The sequence below is a fragment of the Arthrobacter sp. TMN-50 genome, from assembly GCF_054511125.1.
In genome coordinates this window covers 475198-493469 of sequence record NZ_JBTNDG010000001.1, presented here as the reverse complement: position 1 = coordinate 493469, position 18272 = coordinate 475198, and the positions used below count along the sequence as shown (strand labels likewise).

Sequence of the window (18272 nt, the reverse complement as noted above, 5' to 3'; positions counted from 1 at the left end):
AGCGGCCCTCAATTTTTCAGTTCCGCCTCGGCAGCGGCCAGCCGGGCGAACTCCTCCTCCGGAGCACCAGCAACAATGTGGTGACGGCTGTAGAACCAGTAGTACAGCAGGGCTGCACCAAAGATTCCTGCTGTGATCGATGCCGCAAGCACATCGACAACAAAGGTGGCCACGACGGCGACGGCGGCAAGTGCCAGCGCAATGGAGGTGGTCACAACCCCTCCGGGGGTCCGGTAGCCCCGGGGAAGATCCGGTTCCTTCTTCCGCAACACAATGTGGGAGAGGTTGAGCAAAACGTAGGACACGGTGGCGCCGAATACTGCAATGTTGATGAGGAGTCCACCGTTACCGGTGGCGGCAGCCAGGATGAATCCGATAGTGCCCGGAATGATAAGTGCCCAGTAGGGGGTGCGCCGATTACCTGTCAGCGACAGCCACCGAGGGAGATACCCGGCGCGGGAGAGGGCGAATAGCTGGCGGGAGTATGCATAGATGATCGAGAAGAAGCTGGCCACCAAGCCCGCAAGCCCCGCGTAGTTGACGAATTCGGCGAGGACGGAGTTTTCGCCATAGACCAGGCGAAGGGCCTCCGGAAGGGGGTTATCGGAGGTACTCATGGCCTCTGAACCGCCTGCACCCGGTACCAGAACCAGCATCAGGGCTCCGAAGACCACCAGGATCAGCATGGCGGCGATAATGCCCCGCGGCATGTCCTTCTTCGGATCGGCCGTCTCCTCGGCGGCCAGTGGAACACCTTCGATCGCCAGAAAGAACCAAATCCCATAGACGAGGGCGCCAACGATGCCACTGATTCCCATGGGAAGGAATGCGCTGGATGCCGGCGAACCGTCCGGAACAATGTCGAAAAGATTCGTTGCGCTGACGTGTGGAAGCAGGCCAATCACCGCGGCCACCAACGCAACGACGGCGATAGCTGTGATCGCGAAGATCAGCCGGAGTGCTTCACCGACACCCCGGAGATGGATGCCCACAAAGATTGCGTAGGTGACCAGGTAAACGGGCCAGGAGTTGGTTAGACCGAAAAGGCCGAGGGCCTCGACGTATCCACCGATGAAGATCGCGATGGCCGCAGGGGCAACCGCGTACTCGATGAGTACGGCCATTCCGGTGGCGAATCCCCCCAGCGGTCCCAGTGCGCGGCGGGCGAACCCGTAACCTGCGCCGGCGGCAGGCAAAGTCGATGACAGCTCGGCCAGACCAAAAACCATGCAGGTATACATGATCCCCATCAGCACGAACGCTATGAGGAGCCCGCCCCAGCCGCCTTGTGCCAGGCCTAGATTCCATCCCGCGAAGTCCCCCGAGATGACGTACGCCACCCCGAGGCCGGCTAGCAGCACCCACCCGGCGGCCCCACGTTTGAGTTGGCGGTGCTGAAGGTATGCTTTTTCGGAGTCTGGCTGTCTTGATGGCATGCCGATTCCCTCTCCTCTGATCTTAATGGTCTTTTATTAGTCCATGAAGTTGATCCCAGTGTGAGCTATTTCACGGAGTACGTCAATGGTTGTCTAGTACCGTGCGGTCAGGCTCCGATCACGATTGGTTTGGTTCCAGACCGGAATAGGATGGGGGGATGGAAGCCGAATCATTTGAGGGCGCTGCCCGGTTCCTTCGGCCGGTCAGGCAGGGGAACGCCTTCGAGGAAACGATCGAGCGACTCCTGCAGAACATCAAACTAGGAATCCTTGCGGCTGGGGACAAGCTCCCCGCCGAGCGTGAGCTTGCCGATTTGCTGGGGGTGTCCCGCGCGACCCTTCGGGAGGCCCTCGCCGAACTCCACAAAGCCGGATACGTCGAGGTCAAACGCGGCCGTTACGGTGGCACGTACATCGCACAGAACCGCCTTCCCGGACCCGAGGCGTATCCCAACATCAGCCCTGCGGAGGTGGAGGATGTACTGATCCTCCGAGGTGTCCTGGAACCGGCCGCAGCTTCCCTGGCCGCCAGGGCGAGGTTGTCCCCTCCCCAGCGTCGCCACCTACTCGATACCCTGGCGGAGGTGGCAGGGGCGTCGGCTAATGCCTACCGGCCCAAGGATGCAAGGTTCCATGTAGCCATCGCGGAAGTAACCGGCTCACCGAGCCTGGCAGCTGCGGTGGCTGATGCCCGCGCCAGGGTCAGTGATCTTTTGGACTGCATACCCCTGCTGGAGCCTAATCTTGAGCATTCCAACCAGCAGCACCAGAAAATCGTCGATGCCATCCTGCGCGGTAACCACGAGGAAGCGTACGAGGCCACTGAGGATCACTTGCAGGGAACTGCCTCGCTGCTTCATGGATTTCTTGGCACGTTCCAAAGCTCCTCCACGGAGCCTCCAAGCGAATCCGGGCCAGATACCCATTCCCGGTACGCTTGACCTCATGCTGAACACCCCCTGGGACACCGGATCCGACCTGTATCGACGGCTGGTCGTCGCTGCGCTAGTGCTGACCGGGGCCGGAATCCTGATCGCCATCCTGGGCGCCGCTACCGGCAGCAATGTGACAGTCTTCACGGGGATTCCGGTGCTCGCGGCAGGGCTGGTGACGCACCTGGCTGGCTTGGTGGTGCGCGCTCGGGACGCCAAACGGAGACACCAGGCCCGCACCCAAAAGAAGTAACCCACCTGCACTAGGCTGGAAACGAATTTCTACCGCATCCGTCAGGAGTCCCATGACCATCAATCCAGAGCTGCAGGGCCGCAGCTATCCTGCCGGCCCCGCGTACCTTGTGGGCCGCGAAAAAATCCGTGAGTTCGCCCGCGCCGTGAAGGCGACCCATCCGGCGCACTATGACGTGGAAGCCGCCCAGGACCTCGGACACCGGGACCTGGTGGCTCCACCCACCTTCGCGATCATCGTTGCGCAACTGGCTGACGCGCAGCTGATCGACGACCCCGACGCCGGCATCGACTTCAGCCGGGTGGTGCACGCCGACCAGCGATTCATTCACCACCGGGCCATCGTGGCCGGTGATGAGCTGGTGGCCGAGCTCCATGTGGACACCGTCCGCGCAATGGGCGGCGGGGCAATGATCACCACCCGCGCCGAAATCTCAACCACCGACGGCGAAAAGACCGCCACCAGCACGTCGTCGCTGCTGGTGCGCGGAGAGGAACAGTAATGGGCATCGCTATCGCAGACCTGAGCGTCGGCCAGGAGATCGGTTCCGCCACCGTTGAGGCGACGCGTCAGGACCTGGTCAAGTACGCGGGGGCCTCGGGTGACTTCAACCCGATTCACTGGAACTCGGACTTTGCGCAGGGCGTGGGGCTGCCGGGCGTCATTGCCCACGGCATGTTCACCATGGGTGCCGCCGTCCAGCTCGTCACCGACTGGATTGGCGACCCCGCCGCCGTCGTCGACTACCAGACGCGCTTCACTAAGCCCGTCATCGTAGAGGACACTACGGCGCTCGGTACCCCCGGCGCGGTCATTGAGGTGGCCGGCAAAATCGGTGCAGTGGATCTGGATAATTCGACGGTCCGGGTGGACCTGACCGTGACGTCCGTTGGGCAGAAGGTGCTGGTCAAGGCCCAGGCCGTGGTGCGCATCTGGTGACCCTGCTCGCACAGCTCACCACGGCCGGCGTCGGCGGCCCCGCCCGCACGTACATTGAGGCGCGCACCGAGGCGGAGATTATCGACGCCATCCGGTCAGCGGATGCTGCCGGCGAGCACCTGCTGATCATCGCCGGCGGATCCAACCTCATCATTGCCGACGACGGGTTCGCCGGCACGGTGGTGCGGCTGGCCTCGACCGGATTCGTGGTGAACGACGACGACGCCACGTGCGGTGGCGTAATGGTCAAGGCAGAGGCAGGTCAATCGTGGGATGCCCTTGTCGAATACACGGTGCTGCACGCCTTTTCCGGGCTGGAGGCATTGTCCGGCATTCCGGGGTCTACTGGTGCGACACCGGTGCAGAACGTTGGCGCGTACGGCTCTGATGTCTCGCAGACCCTTGCGACGGTGCGCACCTGGGATCGCGAAACCAATACTGTTAAGTCCTTTACCAATTTCGAGCTGAAGTTCGGCTATCGTGATTCACTGCTGAAACGCACCACCACGAACGGGTCGCCGCGGTACGTGGTGCTGACCGTCGAGTTCCAACTGGCGCTGGGTCGCATGAGCGCTCCGGTGCGGTACTCCGAGCTGGCCCGGGAGGTGGGCGTAGCCATCGGGGAGAGGGCCTACGCGAATGACGTCCGCCGTGCCGTCCTGAAGCTGCGCGCTGCCAAGGGAATGGTGCTCGATCCTCACGACCGCGACACCTCCAGTACCGGCTCCTTCTTCACCAACCCGATTGTCGACGCCGCCACCGCCGCGACGTTGCCCGACGATGCTCCGCGGTATCCCACTGCCGTGGACGGAGAGATCAAGCTCTCAGCTGCGTGGCTGATCGACCAGGCAGGCTTCGGGAAGGGGTTCGGTCTGACGGAGGACGCCGGATTCGCGGCCGCTGGCGGGAGAGCCTCCTTGTCGACCAAGCACACTCTCGCCGTCACGAACCGGGGGAGTGCCTCGGCCGCAGACCTCCTGGCGATAGCGGCTTTGGTGGCCGACGGCGTCGAGGATCGGTTCGGAATCCGTCTGCACCCCGAGCCGCTCCTGATCGGCTGCAGCCTCTAAAGGACGGCAGCCACTCAACGACCAGAGCCTAGAGGTTGCCGGTGGCGATCAGCAGCATCCTGCGCAATGGTTCGGCGGCGCCCCACAGCAGCTGATCTCCCACGGTGAAGGCGCTCAGGTACTGCGGACCCATTTCCAGTTTCCGAAGTCGCCCCACGGGGATGGTCAGCGAGCCGGTCGCGGCAACAGGAGTCAGCCTGGCCATCGTGGCTTCCTTGGTGTTCGGGATGACCGTGGCCCACTCGTTGTCGACGTCGATCAGCCGCTCGATCTCGGCCAGCGATACGTCTTCGGTGAGTTTCAGGGTCAGCGCCTGCGAATGGGAGCGCATCGCCCCGATTCTGACGCACAGCCCATCGAACGGGATCCTCGCGCCGTCGACACCGTCGGTACCCAGGATTTTGTTGGTCTCGGCGCCAGCTTTCCACTCTTCCTTGGACATCCCGTTGCCCAGGTCGGCGTCGATCCAGGGGATGGCCGAACCCGCCAATGGCACACCAAACTGTGACGCGTCCATGCCCGGATTGCGTTGTTGGGCGAGAACCGCCTGATCGATGGCCAGGATGGCCGACGCCGGATCGTCCAGGTTCGGTGCCACGGCACCGTGGATGGAGCCGAACTGGTTCAACAGCTCGCGCATGTGGCGGGCACCCCCGCCGGAGGCCGCCTGATACGTCATCGAGGTTCCCCACTCGACCAGGCCGTTGCGGAACAGGCCGCCAAGACCCATCAACATGCAGGACACAGTGCAGTTCCCGCCGATGAAGTCACGAACCCCCCGCGAAAGTCCGGCGTCAATGACATCCCGGTTCACCGGGTCCAGCACGATGATGGAGCTGCTCTCCATCCGCAGCGTTGACGCCGCGTCAATCCACAGCCCAGTCCAGCCGCTGTCGCGCAGCTTCGGGTAGACCTCAGCGGTGTAGTCCCCGCCCTGGGTGGTGACGATAGTGGACAGCTTGGCCAGCGCGTCGACGTCGTACGCGTCCTGGAGTGCGGGCGCGCCCTCAGCGAACCCCGGTGCCGAGCCGCCGGCATTCGAGGTGGAGAAGAACACGGGGTTGATCAGGTCGAAATCTCCCTCGTCCTGCATGCGCTGCATCAGGACCGAGCCGACCATGCCGCGCCAGCCGACGAAACCAACGCTGGGCGCAATTGAGAAACTATTCACTGCAGAAGTCATGCTGCAAGTCTAGGTCAGCACGTCCGGGAGGCCCGATAGGTTACGAACAGCTTCCCGGACGTATCCAGCTAGTCCCGGCCGCGGGTCCACAGGTTGATCCGGTAGCGCGTGCCGTTGGCGCCGGAGAGCCAGCCCTGTTGCGGGGTCACGCCGTCGAGCTGCCAGTCCGGACCCAGCGTGGGAGCGAACGTATCACCCTTGGTGGTGGACTCGATCACGGTGACGACCGCGGCCTGAGCCACCGGCAGGGCGGCCTCATAGATCTGTCCGCCGCCGATCACCCAGATCTGTTCAGCGCCGGGACTGCGCCGGGCCTCCTCAAATGCCTCCTCCAGAGAGCCGACGACGACGGCGCCCGCCAGGTCGCCAGCCTCCAACGCGTGACGACTCACCACAATGTTGGTCCGATCCGGGAGGGGACGATACTTGGCGGGAAACGACTGCCAGGTGTGCCGACCCATGATGACCGGGTGACCGGAGGTGGTCCGCTTGAAGTGTTCCATGTCTTCGGGGAGGCGCCATGGCATGCCGCCGTCTTTCCCGATGACCCCGTTCTCCGTCTGGGCCCAGATCATGCCGATGAACGGTTCCCGTCCAATGGCGTCGATGATGCCCCGGTTGGTTGAACTCATACGGCGATCGGTGCCTTGATGGTGGGATGGTGCTGGTAGTTCACCACGTCAAAGTCCTCCAGCGTGTAGTCGAAGATGGTCTCTGGTTTTCGGTTGATCAGCAGCCGTGGGTTGGGATACGGCTGCCGGGTCAGTTGTTCTTTCACCTGCTCGACATGGTTGTCGTAGATGTGGACGTCGCCGCCGGTCCAGATCAGTTCGCCGGGTGCGAGCCCCACCTGCTGGGCGACCATCAGTGTCAGCAGCGCGTAGGAGGCGATGTTGAACGGGACGCCGAGGAAAGTGTCGGCGGAGCGCTGGTACAGCTGGCAGGAGAGCTTGCCGTCTGCGACGTAGAACTGGAAAAACGCATGGCATGGAGGAAGGGCCATGTCGTGCAGCTCCGACACGTTCCAGGCCGAGACCAGGTGGCGGCGGGAGTCGGGGGTGACCTTCAATGCCTCGACGACCTGCTCGATCTGGTCGATGTGACCGCCATCGGGGGTCGGCCACGACCGCCACTGGACGCCGTAGACGGGGCCGAGCTCGCCGTCGTCGTCGGCCCATTCGTTCCAGATCTTGACGCCGCGTTCCTGCAGCCACGAGACGTTGGAATCGCCGCGGAGGAACCAGAGCAGCTCCAGCGCAACGGATTTGAAGTGGACGCGTTTGGTGGTGACCAGCGGGAAGGAATCAGCGAGGTCGAAGCGCAACTGTCTCCCGAAAACACTGCGGGTTCCGGTGCCGGTGCGGTCGGTCTTGACCGAGCCGTTGGCCATCACATCGCGCAGCAGATCTTCGTACGGTGTGGGGATGGGTTGTGAACTCACGCATTCCACTCTAATGGTTGGGCTCTCAGGCGCCACTCTGTGCCCGAAAACCCACTACCCAGCGCAGCAGGCGCGCCAGACCCGGACAGCGCAGCAGAAATCGGCAAGCGCGCTAGATATATCTGGTGCGTTGGTCGGTTTCGGGGCGTTTGGCAGGGAACGACGGCGTGCGGAGGAGGTGCTAGTCGTCGTAGGCCCTGAACTGCTCCAAGGCGACAATCCGCCCGGGGGTTTTGCTGCTCACATGGGAGATCAACACCTCGCCGGGAGCCAGGTACGGGTCGTCGACCGGCAGTGCGGCGGCGAGCGACTCCGGCAGATGACGGCGAAGCACACCGAAGACGAGCGGGAGCACCGGGCGGTGGGTGCACAGCGCAACGGGTCGGCGTTTGTCGAACAATTTCTCGACAGTCGAACTGGCCTTGTCCGGCTTGCGGGCAGCGTTCCGCTCGGTGATGGAATCAGCGAGTTTGAGCTTGATGTCCTTGAACTTGAGATACGGAGCGATGGTCTGCACGCACCGCTCCCAGGGGCTGCTTACTACCCACACAGGACCCCAGGCTTCGAGAAGTCGACTCACGGCTGCGGCCTGGCGTCGACCGGTTGCGGCCAGGGGGCGATCCCCCTCTGCACGGGTCCAGGATGAGCGAGGCTTCGCCTTGGCGTGGCGGACCACGATCAGCGGCCAGGTTTCCAGTTGCTCGGCTTCGTGTGCCGCCACCAGCGACTCAAGGGGCTCCTGGTCGGTGGGGTTTGTCAACAGTTCAGCTGCGCGGAAAGGCGAGACCCACAGGAACTTGTCCACCTCCTTGCCGTCCGGACGGACCACCATGCGCTCGGTGCGTGCCGCCCAATAGTGGACCAGTTTCGGCCCCGAGGCAACGGGGTAGAGGGTGGACGCCAGAGGAATGCCCAGCGAAATCCGGAGTCCAACCTCTTCCTCGACCTCCCGGACAGCACACTCGGGGGTGGTCTCGCCGGGGTCGATCTTGCCCTTGGGCCAGGACCAGTCCGAATAGCGCGGTCGGTGAATCAAAAGAACCTCAAGCTGCCCCTGCTCCTTCCGCCAGCAGATAGCTCCCGCAGCGAGGACCGACGGCGCCGCATCCTGGGCCGGGAAGGTCGCCGCCTCATCGATTGGCTCCATCAGTGGCGGACCGCTGACCGGTTGCGGGCACGGGATGCCAGCAGCCAGCTCTGGACATCGCCCAGCGGAGTACCGTCGGCATCCTTGTGGTGCCGGGTCCAGCTTCCGTCCTTATCGAGATGCCAGCTCGCTGTGCCTTCGTCCATGTACCGGTCGATCAGGGACATGAGATAGCTGATGTCCTCAGGTGCGCTGAGCTGCACCAGTGCCTCCACCCGGCGGTCAAGGTTCCGGTGCATCATGTCGGCTGACCCGATGAAGACGGCGGGGTCGCCGCCGTTGGCGAACGCGAACACCCGCGAGTGCTCGAGGAACCGGCCCAGCACGGACCGGACGGTGATGTTGTCGCTGAGGCCCGGAACGCCGGGGCGCACCGAGCAGATCCCCCTGACGATCACATCGACCGTAACACCGGCCTGTGAGGCACGGTACAGGGCGTCGATGATGGCCTCGTCGACGATCGAATTGACCTTCACCACCACCCGGGCCGCCAGACCAGCCTTCTGGTTGGCAATCTCGCGCTCAATCCGGTCAATCAGTCCGGAGCGCACCGACCTCGGGGCCACCAGCAGGCGCTTGAACGTGGACTTCGGGGCATACCCCGAGAGCTGGTTGAACAGCCGGGAAAGATCCTGGCCCACCTGCTCGCTGGCGGTCAGCAACCCGAAATCTTCGTAGTAGCGGGCCGTGCGCGGGTGATAGTTACCGGTGCCAATGTGGCAGTACCGACGGAGCCCGTCGATCTCCTGCCGGACCACGAGGGAGAGCTTGCAATGCGTCTTCAACCCCACGATTCCGTACACCACGTGCACGCCCGCCTGCTCCAGTTTCCGGGCCCAGGAAATGTTTGCTTGCTCGTCGAAGCGCGCCTTGATCTCCACGAGGGCCAAAACCTGCTTGCCGGACTCGGCGGCGTCGATCAGCGCATCCACGATCGGCGAATCACCCGACGTGCGATACAGGGTCTGCTTGATTGCCTGCACCTTGGGATCATTCGCGGCTTGCTCCAGGAATGCCTGCACCGAGGTGGAGAACGAGTCATACGGGTGGTGCAGCAGAATGTCCCGACGCCGCATGGCCGCGAACACGTTCGCCGCCTTCGACGTCTCGCTCTCCTTGAGGTCCCTGTTCGTGTGAGGGACGTGCTTCGGGTAGCGAAGTTCACCGCGGTCGATCCGGCCGATTACGCTGAGCCCGCGAAGGTCCAGCGGTGCTGGGAGACCATAGACCTCGTCCTCCTCCACCCCGAGTTCGCGGGACAGCAGTGCGCGGATGCTCGGGTTGATGTCGGTGGTGACTTCCAGCCGGACCGGCGGCCCGAAGCGGCGGCGCAGCAACTCCTTCTCGAGAGCCTGCAGGAGGTTCTCTGCGTCGTCCTCTTCCACCTCCAGATCTTCGTTGCGGGTCACCCGGAAGGTGTGATGTTCAAGCACCTCCATGCCCGGGAACAGCTGGTCGAGGTGGACGGCAATGACATCTTCCAGCGGGATGAACCGCGCCATGCGCCCAGCGACGTTGCCGGCGCGCGGGCCGTCCACCGAGATCAGGCGGGGCAGCTGGTCGGGAACCTTGACGCGGGCGAAGAGTTCCTTTTCGCTGACCGGATTGCGGACGACAACGGCGAGGTTCAGCGACAGCCCCGAAATGTAGGGGAAGGGGTGGGCTGGATCCACAGCGAGCGGCGTCAGGATGGGAAAGACCTTCTCCGCGAAGAGCTTGTTAAGGTCAGCGCGGGCGGCCTCGTCGAGTTCGTCCCAGGTGGTCAGGTGAATGTTCTCAGCGGCCAGCGCGGGCCGGATGTTCTCGGCGAAAACTGCTGCGTGGCGCTGCTGTAGTTTATAGCCGTCGGCCATGATCTGCTCGAGTTGCTCGATGGGGCTCAGCCCCGCAGCCGAGGGGACAGCCAGCCCGGTGGCGATCCGACGTTTCAGCCCGGCGACGCGCACCATGAAGAACTCGTCCAGGTTAGACGCAAAGATGGAGAGGAAGCTGACGCGCTCCAACAGGTACAGGTCGGGATCCTCGGCGAGCTCAAGGACCCTGGCATTGAAGTCGAGCCAGCTTGATTCCCGGTCCAGAAACCGGTCAGGTGTGATGGCGCCCTCCGGAAGCAGGCTGGGAGCGAACTCCGGGATGTCGATGCGGTCCTGGGTGGCACGCGCGGGTGCAACCTCGGACGAGCCATACCGTGCCGGAACGCGTGCTGCGGTTTCGGATTCCATGGTGTCTCCTGACAGCGGGTGGGTTGCCGGTATCCGCCCCTCTCGCGAGGGGTTTGACGGCATCAGGATCCACCTTACAAGCTTGCCCCGGCAACCTGTGGCGCATACATGACGTCAACGTCCCAGCGGGTGAAGCCCAGCTTGCGGTAGAGCGCCACGGCGGCAATGTTGTCGGCATCAACATAGAGCATGATCGCCTGCAGTCCCAGCGAATGGAGGTGCTCAATCCCAGCGATGGTGAGGGCTTTACCCAACCCCAGTCCCTGCGCCTCAGGGGTGACCCCGACGACGTAGACCTCCCCGAGGGCGGGGTGGTCACCGGACCGTGGATGCACCTTGGTCCAGTGGAAGCCGAGCAACTGCCCGTCGGCTTCCCGCACCGCCAGTAGGAACCCGGTCGGATCGAACCAGTCCTCGGCCATCCTCGCCTGGAGGTCCTCCAGAGTGGTTGCGCCCTGCTCGGCATGATGGGCAAAGGCAGCCCGGTTGGCGGTAAGCCAGGCCTGCTCGTCGACGCCAGGCTGGAACGCACGCAGGATGACGCCGTCGGGAAGAGTGATTGCGTCAGCGGTCGGGGCTAGTACCGACGCTTCCAGCGCTGCACGGCTCTGGCGCATCCGCCACAGTTCCCGGACGGGAACGAAGCCGTTCTTTGTTGCCAGGCTGACGGCCGCCGCATGATTGCCGTGGGACCAGGCGCGTAGCGCGGGCAAACCGTGCGCCTTGACGGCATCGGCCAGTGCGCTCCCCACACCCTGGCTGCGGTACGTGGGCCGCACCACCAGTTCAATTACTCCGGCGTCATCATCAGTTCCTTCGCGGGGCAGGCTGACCACGGCCACCCCAGCCAATTCCTCGGCGTCGTTCGAGGCGCCAGCGGGGTCTCCCTTGGTTGCCGCTGGCGAATCGTCGTCGATCGCGTAGGTAGCGAAGACCAGGAGGGACCCGGGGTGGGCGCCCGCGGTCTTGAGGTTGACCAGAGTCTGTTCGGACAACGGCGGATTACCGTCGGCTTCCGCGGCAGCTGCGGCGAGTCCGAGGATGTCCTGCAGGAATCGGGGCTCGGGGGCGCCAGCGGCGTGAAGGATAGGCCAGGTCGGGACGTGAGCTGTGGTCATGCAGTCAGCCTAACGCCCATGGGCGGCCAGCGCGGGGGCCAATTTTGGCGTGGCGCCGCCGGTGGGGTAACGTAAGTGATCGTTCACGGGGGATGCACCAGTGGGGTGCCCGCGATACGTTCGACCCGTATGTCCTCCACTTTTTACAGGCAAAAGCAGCGTAAAAGCGAAACACCGCTTAACTGAAGAAGTCCCACCGCCACGCAAATGGGGGAGGGACTTCTTCAGTTAAGCGGTGTGTGTATGGGCGCGGGTTCTGGAGGGCCAAGTCTCAGGCGTCCACGGCTGGGCGATCGTCTGTTGCGCGGTTTAGTGTGAACCGGTATCCCACATTGCGTACCGTGCCAATCAGCTGCTCGTGGTCGGCACCCAGTTTGGCCCTGAGCCTCCGCACGTGAACGTCAACGGTGCGGGTGCCCCCGTAATAGTCGTATCCCCACACCTCGTGGAGCAGCTGATCCCGCGTGAATACCCGACCGGGATGCTGCGCCAAATATTTGAGCAGCTCGAATTCCTTGTAGGTCAGGTTCAGCGGCTCCCCACCCACCCGCGCGGTGTAACTGGCCTCGTCGATCACGACGCCGGAGGCCCGGATCTCGTTGCTGGTCTCAGTCTCGGCCGCACTCGACCGCGCGATAACCAGGCGTAGCCGTGCTTCCACCTCGGCGGGACCCGCGGAGTCGAGGACGACGTCGTCGGCCAGCCAGTTAGCGGCGACCGCCGCCATTCCCCCCTCGGTGAGCACCAACATCAAGGGGGCGCTGAGACCGGTGGCCTTCAGGAGTTGCGTCAGCGACCGCGCACCGACCATGTCCTTGCGGGCGTCGACCAGGACCACGTCGCAGGGTTCGGTTTCGAGCAGCGCCGTTGGCTCGGCGGGCAGGATATGCACCTTGTGGTTGAGCAGCTCGAGCGCGGGCAGCACACCCACCGACGAGCCGGGGCTGTTGGTCAACATCAAGATGTGCGGCATGTGTCCTCCATATATTCGGACGCGCATCATCGGGCGACTATGTCGGGCCAAGGGGGTAAATCTTGTGCTCCGCAGCCCTGGCAGATTTGATCCAGTATACCGGGTGTGATGCGTCGCACGCCGGGGGCGGTGTTTTCACTTGCCGGAGCGGTAAGGCAGTATTGCTCGGGTGAGAATATGGAGTGTAGCCGTCGCGGCGGCAGTTGCCGTCAGTTCGGTAGTGGCCGCCTCCTATCTGTCCCTCAGTGCCGTCTTGGGCGTCGCCACCGTGCTAATCCTCGTGTTCGCTGTTGGTTGGCCCCATGTGCTTGGCGTCCCAGCCAGGAAGAGTCAGTCGGCCGTGATCGGACTCAGCGCTGTCGCTGCCGCGGCCGCGGCCCTGGCCGTCCCCGACAGTGACTTCATGCGCTGGATGCCGGTGGCAACGGCCCTTGGTCTCGGCGGGATCTTTCTTATCCAGCTCTTCCGCGGGACAGGCCAGAGCCACCGGCTTGAGTCCACCCTCGGCGGCGGTGTTGGCGTGTTCCTGGCCTGCCTTGGCTCCGGCTGGGTTGCCGCCGATCGGTTGGCCGTCAACGCCGGAAACAGCGGGATGATGCTGGTCACCGGGATCAGCGTCATGATCGCCCTCGCCGTATCGTTACTGCCCTGGCCAGATCGCGTCATCGCCCCCCTCGGAACCGTGCTGGCCGCCACCGCCGGACCGCTCGGAGCCATCTTGTTCACCGATGTGTCGGGGCTGACCGGAGGCATTATTGGGGCGGTCAGCGGCGCCGTGGTGGTGTGTGCCCGCCGGCTGCTCCTGGCCCGCGATACGCCAGCCAGCCTGCCAGCGGCACTGTCCATCGGGGTCGCACCGGTTTTGGTGATCGGCTCACTGGTCTACTTCCTGGGCAAGCTGCTCACCGCCTGAACCTTCGCTCGCGCTCCCTCTCACGCGTCTGCGCCGCTCCGTTGCAGCGACGAGGTCGAGAGCCGCAGAAACGTCGCGTTAGGATGGACGCATGTCGATTCTTGCGCTTGAAATCTTCTTCATTGGACTACTGGTACTCGCTTCACTGGCAATGGCCGGAGTAGCGGCATTGGTGATCAGCCGCCTGTACAAGGGTCAGAAGTAAGGCTGCCACCGCGTCATGTCGTTTGAAATTCCCACCGACCTTACGCCCGAGTTAGTGCCCTTGTCTTGGTTGCTGGGTGTCTGGGAAGGGTCCGGCAGGCTGGGCGAAGGCTCGTCGGAGTCCGAGCACTTTGAACAGCGGGTCAGCTTCACCCAGAACGGGCTCCCGTATCTCCAGTACACGGCGGAAAGCTGGCTCACCGACGAGCAGGGCACCCGGCTGCGCCCACTGTCGGTGGAAACCGGATTCTGGGCGCTGGACCGCAAACTGAACGACGCCGACGGGGGCCCCGGACTCGAACCAGCCGACATCGTTCCCGCGTTGAAGAGCGCCGACGAGGTGGAACAGCTCCGCAACGCCGAGGACGGCTTCGATATCACCGCTACCATCGTGCACCCCGGCGGAATTGCTGAACTGTATTACGGCGTCATTAAAGGACCGCAGATCCAGCTCAGCACCGATCTGGTGATGCGGGGCCAGAACTCCAAGGAATACACCGCCGCCACGAGGCTGTATGGCCTGGTGGAGGGTGACCTCTACTGGCGGTGGGATGTGGCCGCTGATGGTCAACCACTCAAGGCCCACGCCTCGGCGATTCTCAAAAAGGAATCCTGATCAGCCGTGCCCTCAGGGGGCAGGCCAAGGAATACGCCAAGCCCAAGGACGCGTTGACATCACTATGACCTACCTCAGCCCGCTGCTGTCCCTGCCCGGCGCGGTCGCCGCTGGCGCACCCGATCAGGGCACCGCCTCCCATTACGGTGACCCGTTCAAGGAACAGCGCGCGCTGGCCCGCGGTACCGCCGTCGTCGATTTGTCCCATCGGGGCATCGTGACTGTTACCGGACCGGACCGCCTGAGCTGGCTGAACACCCTCTCCTCCCAGCTCCTGCTGGGCCTGCAACCGGGCAGCAGTTCGGAAACCCTGCTGTTGAGCGTGCAGGGCCGGATCGAGTACAACGCCCGGGTGGTCGACGACGGGACCACTACCTGGCTGATCGTCGAAGGTTTCGAGGCGCCCGGCATGGCCGCCTGGCTGGACCGGATGAAGTTCATGCTCCGGGTTGAGATTGCCGATGTGTCGGGGGACTGGGCGGTCCTGGGTGCCGTGAGACCTGTTGCTGTGCTCTCCGAACGCGTCGTCTGGGTAGACCCCTGGCCCCATATTGCCGAGGGGGGCTACGGCTACTCCGTGGTGACCGAGGAAGACCACCCGGGGTTGGAGCGCCCCTGGTTCGAATACCTGATCCCGCAGGCCGAGCTCGCTTCCACCGCCGCCGCGCTCGGCGAGGGCGGACTGAGCCTCGCCGGAGCAATGGCGTCCGAGGCGCTGCGGGTCGCCGCGTGGCGCCCGCGGGCTGGAGCTGAAACCGATGAGAAGACCATCCCTCACGAGCTGGACCTGATTCGTACCGCCGTCCACCTGTCGAAGGGGTGCTACAAGGGCCAGGAAACCGTGGCCCGGGTGCACAACCTGGGACATCCGCCCCGCCGTCTGGTCTTCCTGCAGCTTGACGGTAGCCAGCACACACTCCCCGCAGTGGGGAGCGCCGTGGTCGCGGGCGGCCGCACCGTCGGCACGGTCACGTCGGTGGCTCAGCATTATGAGATGGGCGCGGTAGCGCTCGCCGTCGTCAAGCGCTCGGTTGACCCGCTGGGTGACCTGTTGGTGCAGGACGGTGACGAGGTGTACGCAGCGGCCCAGGAAATCATCGTGGCCCCCGACGCCGGCCAGGTGGTGGGACGCGCCACAGGCTTCCTTAAAGGACGCAGGTAACCGTGGTTGAGACCAGCTCGCCCGACGACGGAGCGGATCAGGCTATAGCGCTGGCCCACCAGCTGTTCGACGCCGCACGAACCGGCGACGCCGCCACTCTCAGCCGTTACCTCGATGCGGGGGTCCCGGCGACGCTCACCAACATTGCGGGCGACGGTCTCCTGATGCTCGCCGCCTACCACGGGCATTCGGGCATCGTGGCCGACTTGGCGGACAGAGGCGTTGACGTCAACGCGGTCAACGACAAGGGCCAGACGCCACTGGCGGGGGTGGCCTTTAAAGGCTACCGGGACGTGGCCGAAGTGCTTTTGGGCGCAGGAGGTGACCCCGATCTGGGTCAGCCGACCGCGCGGCAGACCGCACAGATGTTCAATCGTCAGGAACTCCTCGACCTCTTCGGTCCGGTCTAGCCTCCAGCCAGCACGGGCCTATTTCGGATGCAGGCTATTTCGGCAGCAGCACACTGGTCTGGCTGCCGCACGCGATGAAACCGGCACGCAGTGCCGTCCTGATCGACGCGGTGTTGTCGGTGCGTGCGCGCCACTGGGGGATCAGGCCCGCGGCCATGGCGTCCTCGACGGCCACCTTCGCGATGAAGGTGGCGAGCCCCTGACCTCGCCGTTCGGGCGCGGTCAGCACGCCGAGATGGGCCAGGATGCCGCTCCAGATGTCGTAGCCCGCCCCGGCGAACGGGGTGGGGGGAGCGGTGGCATCGTCCACCAGAATGGTGCGATGCTCCAGCTCGCTGAGCCCTACCTCTGCGGCGTCATCGGGTGGGCACAGCCGTTCAAGGTCGACGGCGAAGGCCAGGTCATCGCTCACCGCCACGTCGTCGCGGGGCTCAAGGGTCGGCAGATCGTCGCAGAAGTACAGGTTCGCCTCGCCCAGACCCCGCCCGCCGTGGGGTCGGGTCAGCCGCAGGAGAGTCGAGTGGCGGGCGAGGACTTCGCCGTCGAGCTCCGCTGCGGCGTCGAGCGCCCACCCCGGGCCCACGAGGGCTTCCTCGCCGAACAACCGCACAAAGGTCAGCAGCTCGGCGTCGTCGTCCCTGCGGTAGATCCGCTCACCCGCCGCCTCCGTAAACGCGGTGTCGTTGAGTTGCAGTAGCCGGGACCAGCCAAGGTGGATGATTGAGACAGTGCCGGGATCGAGTTCCATTTAGGCAAGGTTAGCCGAAGAGGATGGCTGCTTCGTCGTACCGGTGCTGGGGGACCACCTTCAGGTTACCCAGGGCGGACTCGAAGCCTACCCGGGCAATTTCGGTGCCCTTCAGCGACACCATCGTGCCCCACAGCCCGTCCACCACTGAGTCGACGGCCGCCATTCCCAGGCGCGTCGCGAGCACGCGGTCGAACGCCGACGGGACCCCGCCGCGCTGGATATGACCCAGTACCGTAGCGCGGGTTTCGATCCCGGTTCGGGATTCGATTTCCGGTGCCAGCTGGTCGGCGATCCCACCGAGTCGCGGTCGCCCGAAGGTGTCGAGACCGCGTTCGGAGTGGGCCTGGTCCAGGTGATCGGGGACGAATCCCTCGGCGACCACGACCAGCGGCGCCCGGCCACGGTGATTGGCCTCGGTCACCCAGTCGGCGATCTGCTCCAGGCTGGTCTGCTGTTCAGGGATGAGAATGGCGTGCGCGCCGGACGCCATCCCGGCGTGCAGGGCGATCCAGCCCACGTGGCGTCCCATCACCTCGGCAACCATGCAACGGCTGTGTGACTCGCCGGTCGTTCGCAGCCGGTCGATGGCCTCGGTGGCGATCTGCACCGCCGTGTCGAAGCCGAAGGTGTAATCGGTGGCGTCGAGATCGTTGTCAACGGTCTTGGGGACTCCAACAATCTTCAGGCCAGCGTCGGTGAGTCGCTTGGCGGCGGCAAGCGTACCTTCCCCGCCAATGACGATCATCGCGTCGATGCCGAGCCGTTCAAGGGTGGCTTTGATCGCGTCGGGTCCGCCGTTACCCTCGAAGGGGTTGGTACGAGAGGTACCCAAAATGGTGCCACCCTGCTTGGAGATACCGCGAACCGCGCTGCGCGGGAGGTCGATGATGTCGCCCTCAACCACTCCACGCCAGCCGTCGCGGAACCCGACAAACTCAAGGTTATGGGTCTTGATGCCGTTGAGGACAGCTCCCCGGATCACTGCGTTGAGTCCTGGACAGTCGCCGCCGCTGGTGAGTATTCCGATTTTCATGTGGCGCTGGATCCTTGCAGATTGGGGAGGGTGAACGGGTCGGAGCGCCCCATTGAGCTCAGCTATGATTCTAAACACACTTTGGGCGGAGGGACCCTATCGCGCCCTGGGGAAGGCACCGTGCAGAATGCCGTGTTCCATCGCCACCACCACGGCCCGCGTCCGGTCATCGACGTCCAGCTTGGCAAAGATCCGCAGCAGATGTGTCTTCACTGTGGTTTCAGCAATGAATAGCTTGACCGCGATGTCGGGGTTGCTCAGACCCTGCGCCACGCGTTGGAGCGCCTCCCGTTCGCGCGGGGACAGTGCTGGCAGCTCGGGGGCGCGGAACCTGACGTTTCGGTGCGGCTGGTCGCAGCTGACTGTTTCATTGCACCAGCGTGTCACCGGGGCCAGCCCACGGGATAGGTCCGGTAGAACGATTGCCGGTGTCCTACTACAGCAGGACAGGACTCCGCGGACTCCTCAG

20 protein-coding genes are annotated in these 18272 nt (G+C 64.3%); 9 read left to right on the top strand and 11 right to left on the bottom strand.

The genetic code is table 11. The features are described from left to right. Positions 1-8: 8 nt before the first annotated feature. On the bottom strand, positions 9-1436 hold the full coding sequence (eat, locus tag ACX80A_RS02390; RefSeq protein ID WP_459258073.1) for an ethanolamine permease: 1428 nt from the start codon (positions 1434-1436) through the stop codon (positions 9-11). A gap of 158 nt (positions 1437-1594) precedes the next feature. Between eat and ACX80A_RS02385 the strand changes: the two genes are divergently transcribed. The 5 genes from ACX80A_RS02385 to ACX80A_RS02365 are packed head-to-tail and all read left to right on the top strand — an operon-like array spanning position 1595 to position 4630. Continuing rightward, positions 1595-2377 (top strand): FadR/GntR family transcriptional regulator, encoded by a 783-nt coding sequence (locus ACX80A_RS02385; protein ID WP_459258072.1) that lies wholly within the window; start codon positions 1595-1597, stop codon positions 2375-2377. Positions 2378-2381: 4 nt separating this feature from the next. Further along, positions 2382-2621 (top strand): hypothetical protein, encoded by a 240-nt coding sequence (locus ACX80A_RS02380; protein WP_459258071.1) that lies wholly within the window; start codon positions 2382-2384, stop codon positions 2619-2621. A gap of 52 nt (positions 2622-2673) precedes the next feature. Then, positions 2674-3123: an FAS1-like dehydratase domain-containing protein gene (locus tag ACX80A_RS02375; RefSeq protein WP_459258070.1), complete on the top strand. Its 450-nt coding sequence runs from the start codon at positions 2674-2676 to the stop codon at positions 3121-3123. Next, a complete protein-coding gene (locus tag ACX80A_RS02370; protein WP_459258069.1) occupies positions 3123-3560 on the top strand; it encodes a MaoC family dehydratase in 438 nt (145 codons plus the stop codon). Before ACX80A_RS02375 ends, ACX80A_RS02370 begins: the two co-directional genes overlap by 1 nt. Then, positions 3557-4630, top strand: coding sequence for a UDP-N-acetylmuramate dehydrogenase (locus tag ACX80A_RS02365; RefSeq protein WP_459258068.1), 1074 nt, complete (start codon positions 3557-3559; stop codon positions 4628-4630). Before ACX80A_RS02370 ends, ACX80A_RS02365 begins: the two co-directional genes overlap by 4 nt. Before the next feature lie 28 nt (positions 4631-4658). Here ACX80A_RS02365 and asd read toward each other — a convergent pair whose 3' ends face one another. From asd to ACX80A_RS02330, 7 genes are all read right to left on the bottom strand, one after another. Continuing rightward, the gene (gene asd / locus ACX80A_RS02360; protein WP_459258067.1) at positions 4659-5813 is read right to left on the bottom strand and encodes an aspartate-semialdehyde dehydrogenase; all 1155 of its coding nucleotides are present in this window, start codon (positions 5811-5813) and stop codon (positions 4659-4661) included. A gap of 68 nt (positions 5814-5881) precedes the next feature. Next, positions 5882-6445, bottom strand: a complete 564-nt coding sequence (locus ACX80A_RS02355) for a dihydrofolate reductase (RefSeq protein ID WP_459258066.1) — start codon at positions 6443-6445, stop codon at positions 5882-5884. Beyond that, on the bottom strand, positions 6442-7203 hold the full coding sequence (locus tag ACX80A_RS02350; RefSeq protein ID WP_459258345.1) for a thymidylate synthase: 762 nt from the start codon (positions 7201-7203) through the stop codon (positions 6442-6444). The genes ACX80A_RS02355 and ACX80A_RS02350 overlap by 4 nt, the downstream gene beginning before the upstream one ends. 232 nt (positions 7204-7435) lie before the next feature. Continuing rightward, positions 7436-8401 (bottom strand): NUDIX hydrolase, encoded by a 966-nt coding sequence (locus ACX80A_RS02345; protein WP_459258065.1) that lies wholly within the window; start codon positions 8399-8401, stop codon positions 7436-7438. Next, on the bottom strand, positions 8401-10623 hold the full coding sequence (locus tag ACX80A_RS02340; protein WP_459258064.1) for an RNA degradosome polyphosphate kinase: 2223 nt from the start codon (positions 10621-10623) through the stop codon (positions 8401-8403). Before ACX80A_RS02340 ends, ACX80A_RS02345 begins: the two co-directional genes overlap by 1 nt. A 74-nt stretch (positions 10624-10697) precedes the next feature. After that, positions 10698-11741, bottom strand: coding sequence for a mycothiol synthase (gene mshD, locus ACX80A_RS02335; RefSeq protein ID WP_459258063.1), 1044 nt, complete (start codon positions 11739-11741; stop codon positions 10698-10700). Between the two features lie 271 nt (positions 11742-12012). Beyond that, positions 12013-12714: a winged helix-turn-helix transcriptional regulator gene (locus ACX80A_RS02330; RefSeq protein ID WP_459258062.1), complete on the bottom strand. Its 702-nt coding sequence runs from the start codon at positions 12712-12714 to the stop codon at positions 12013-12015. Between the two features lie 169 nt (positions 12715-12883). Here ACX80A_RS02330 and ACX80A_RS02325 point away from each other — a divergent pair, with 169 nt between their 5' ends. The 4 genes from ACX80A_RS02325 to ACX80A_RS02310 all read left to right on the top strand — a co-directional run bounded on the left by ACX80A_RS02325 (position 12884) and on the right by ACX80A_RS02310 (position 16019). After that, on the top strand, positions 12884-13627 hold the full coding sequence (locus ACX80A_RS02325; protein WP_459258061.1) for a hypothetical protein: 744 nt from the start codon (positions 12884-12886) through the stop codon (positions 13625-13627). 220 nt (positions 13628-13847) lie between these two features. After that, positions 13848-14447: a nitrobindin family protein gene (locus tag ACX80A_RS02320; RefSeq protein ID WP_459258060.1), complete on the top strand. Its 600-nt coding sequence runs from the start codon at positions 13848-13850 to the stop codon at positions 14445-14447. Between the two features lie 64 nt (positions 14448-14511). Then, on the top strand, positions 14512-15609 hold the full coding sequence (gene ygfZ, locus ACX80A_RS02315; protein ID WP_459258059.1) for a CAF17-like 4Fe-4S cluster assembly/insertion protein YgfZ: 1098 nt from the start codon (positions 14512-14514) through the stop codon (positions 15607-15609). 2 nt (positions 15610-15611) lie between these two features. Then, positions 15612-16019: an ankyrin repeat domain-containing protein gene (locus tag ACX80A_RS02310; RefSeq protein WP_459258058.1), complete on the top strand. Its 408-nt coding sequence runs from the start codon at positions 15612-15614 to the stop codon at positions 16017-16019. A gap of 34 nt (positions 16020-16053) precedes the next feature. On the opposite strand, the gene ACX80A_RS02305 is transcribed toward ACX80A_RS02310, so the two are convergent. From ACX80A_RS02305 to ACX80A_RS02295, 3 genes are all read right to left on the bottom strand, one after another. Continuing rightward, positions 16054-16767, bottom strand: a complete 714-nt coding sequence (locus tag ACX80A_RS02305) for a GNAT family N-acetyltransferase (protein ID WP_459258057.1) — start codon at positions 16765-16767, stop codon at positions 16054-16056. Positions 16768-16777: 10 nt separating this feature from the next. Beyond that, on the bottom strand, positions 16778-17803 hold the full coding sequence (locus tag ACX80A_RS02300; protein ID WP_459258056.1) for a 6-phosphofructokinase: 1026 nt from the start codon (positions 17801-17803) through the stop codon (positions 16778-16780). Between the two features lie 96 nt (positions 17804-17899). Beyond that, the gene (locus ACX80A_RS02295) at positions 17900-18190 is read right to left on the bottom strand and encodes a response regulator transcription factor (RefSeq protein ID WP_459258055.1); all 291 of its coding nucleotides are present in this window, start codon (positions 18188-18190) and stop codon (positions 17900-17902) included. Positions 18191-18272 lie beyond the last annotated feature (82 nt).

What these genes read in the sequence shown, in the direction of transcription:
- eat (WP_459258073.1), bottom strand. Translation starts at nt 1,436, where the DNA reads ATGCCATCAAGACAGCCAGACTCCGAAAAAGCATACCTTCAGCACCGC.
- ACX80A_RS02385 (WP_459258072.1), top strand. Translation starts at nt 1,595, where the DNA reads ATGGAAGCCGAATCATTTGAGGGCGCTGCCCGGTTCCTTCGGCCGGTC.
- ACX80A_RS02380 (WP_459258071.1), top strand. Translation starts at nt 2,382, where the DNA reads ATGCTGAACACCCCCTGGGACACCGGATCCGACCTGTATCGACGGCTG.
- ACX80A_RS02375 (WP_459258070.1), top strand. Translation starts at nt 2,674, where the DNA reads ATGACCATCAATCCAGAGCTGCAGGGCCGCAGCTATCCTGCCGGCCCC.
- ACX80A_RS02370 (WP_459258069.1), top strand. Translation starts at nt 3,123, where the DNA reads ATGGGCATCGCTATCGCAGACCTGAGCGTCGGCCAGGAGATCGGTTCC.
- asd (WP_459258067.1), bottom strand. Translation starts at nt 5,813, where the DNA reads ATGACTTCTGCAGTGAATAGTTTCTCAATTGCGCCCAGCGTTGGTTTC.
- ACX80A_RS02355 (WP_459258066.1), bottom strand. Translation starts at nt 6,445, where the DNA reads ATGAGTTCAACCAACCGGGGCATCATCGACGCCATTGGACGGGAACCG.
- ACX80A_RS02350 (WP_459258345.1), bottom strand. Translation starts at nt 7,203, where the DNA reads ATGGCCAACGGCTCGGTCAAGACCGACCGCACCGGCACCGGAACCCGC.
- ACX80A_RS02345 (WP_459258065.1), bottom strand. Translation starts at nt 8,401, where the DNA reads ATGGAGCCAATCGATGAGGCGGCGACCTTCCCGGCCCAGGATGCGGCG.
- ACX80A_RS02340 (WP_459258064.1), bottom strand. Translation starts at nt 10,623, where the DNA reads ATGGAATCCGAAACCGCAGCACGCGTTCCGGCACGGTATGGCTCGTCC.
- mshD (WP_459258063.1), bottom strand. Translation starts at nt 11,741, where the DNA reads ATGACCACAGCTCACGTCCCGACCTGGCCTATCCTTCACGCCGCTGGC.
- ACX80A_RS02330 (WP_459258062.1), bottom strand. Translation starts at nt 12,714, where the DNA reads ATGCCGCACATCTTGATGTTGACCAACAGCCCCGGCTCGTCGGTGGGT.
- ACX80A_RS02320 (WP_459258060.1), top strand. Translation starts at nt 13,848, where the DNA reads ATGTCGTTTGAAATTCCCACCGACCTTACGCCCGAGTTAGTGCCCTTG.
- ygfZ (WP_459258059.1), top strand. Translation starts at nt 14,512, where the DNA reads ATGACCTACCTCAGCCCGCTGCTGTCCCTGCCCGGCGCGGTCGCCGCT.
- ACX80A_RS02305 (WP_459258057.1), bottom strand. Translation starts at nt 16,767, where the DNA reads ATGGAACTCGATCCCGGCACTGTCTCAATCATCCACCTTGGCTGGTCC.
- ACX80A_RS02300 (WP_459258056.1), bottom strand. Translation starts at nt 17,803, where the DNA reads ATGAAAATCGGAATACTCACCAGCGGCGGCGACTGTCCAGGACTCAAC.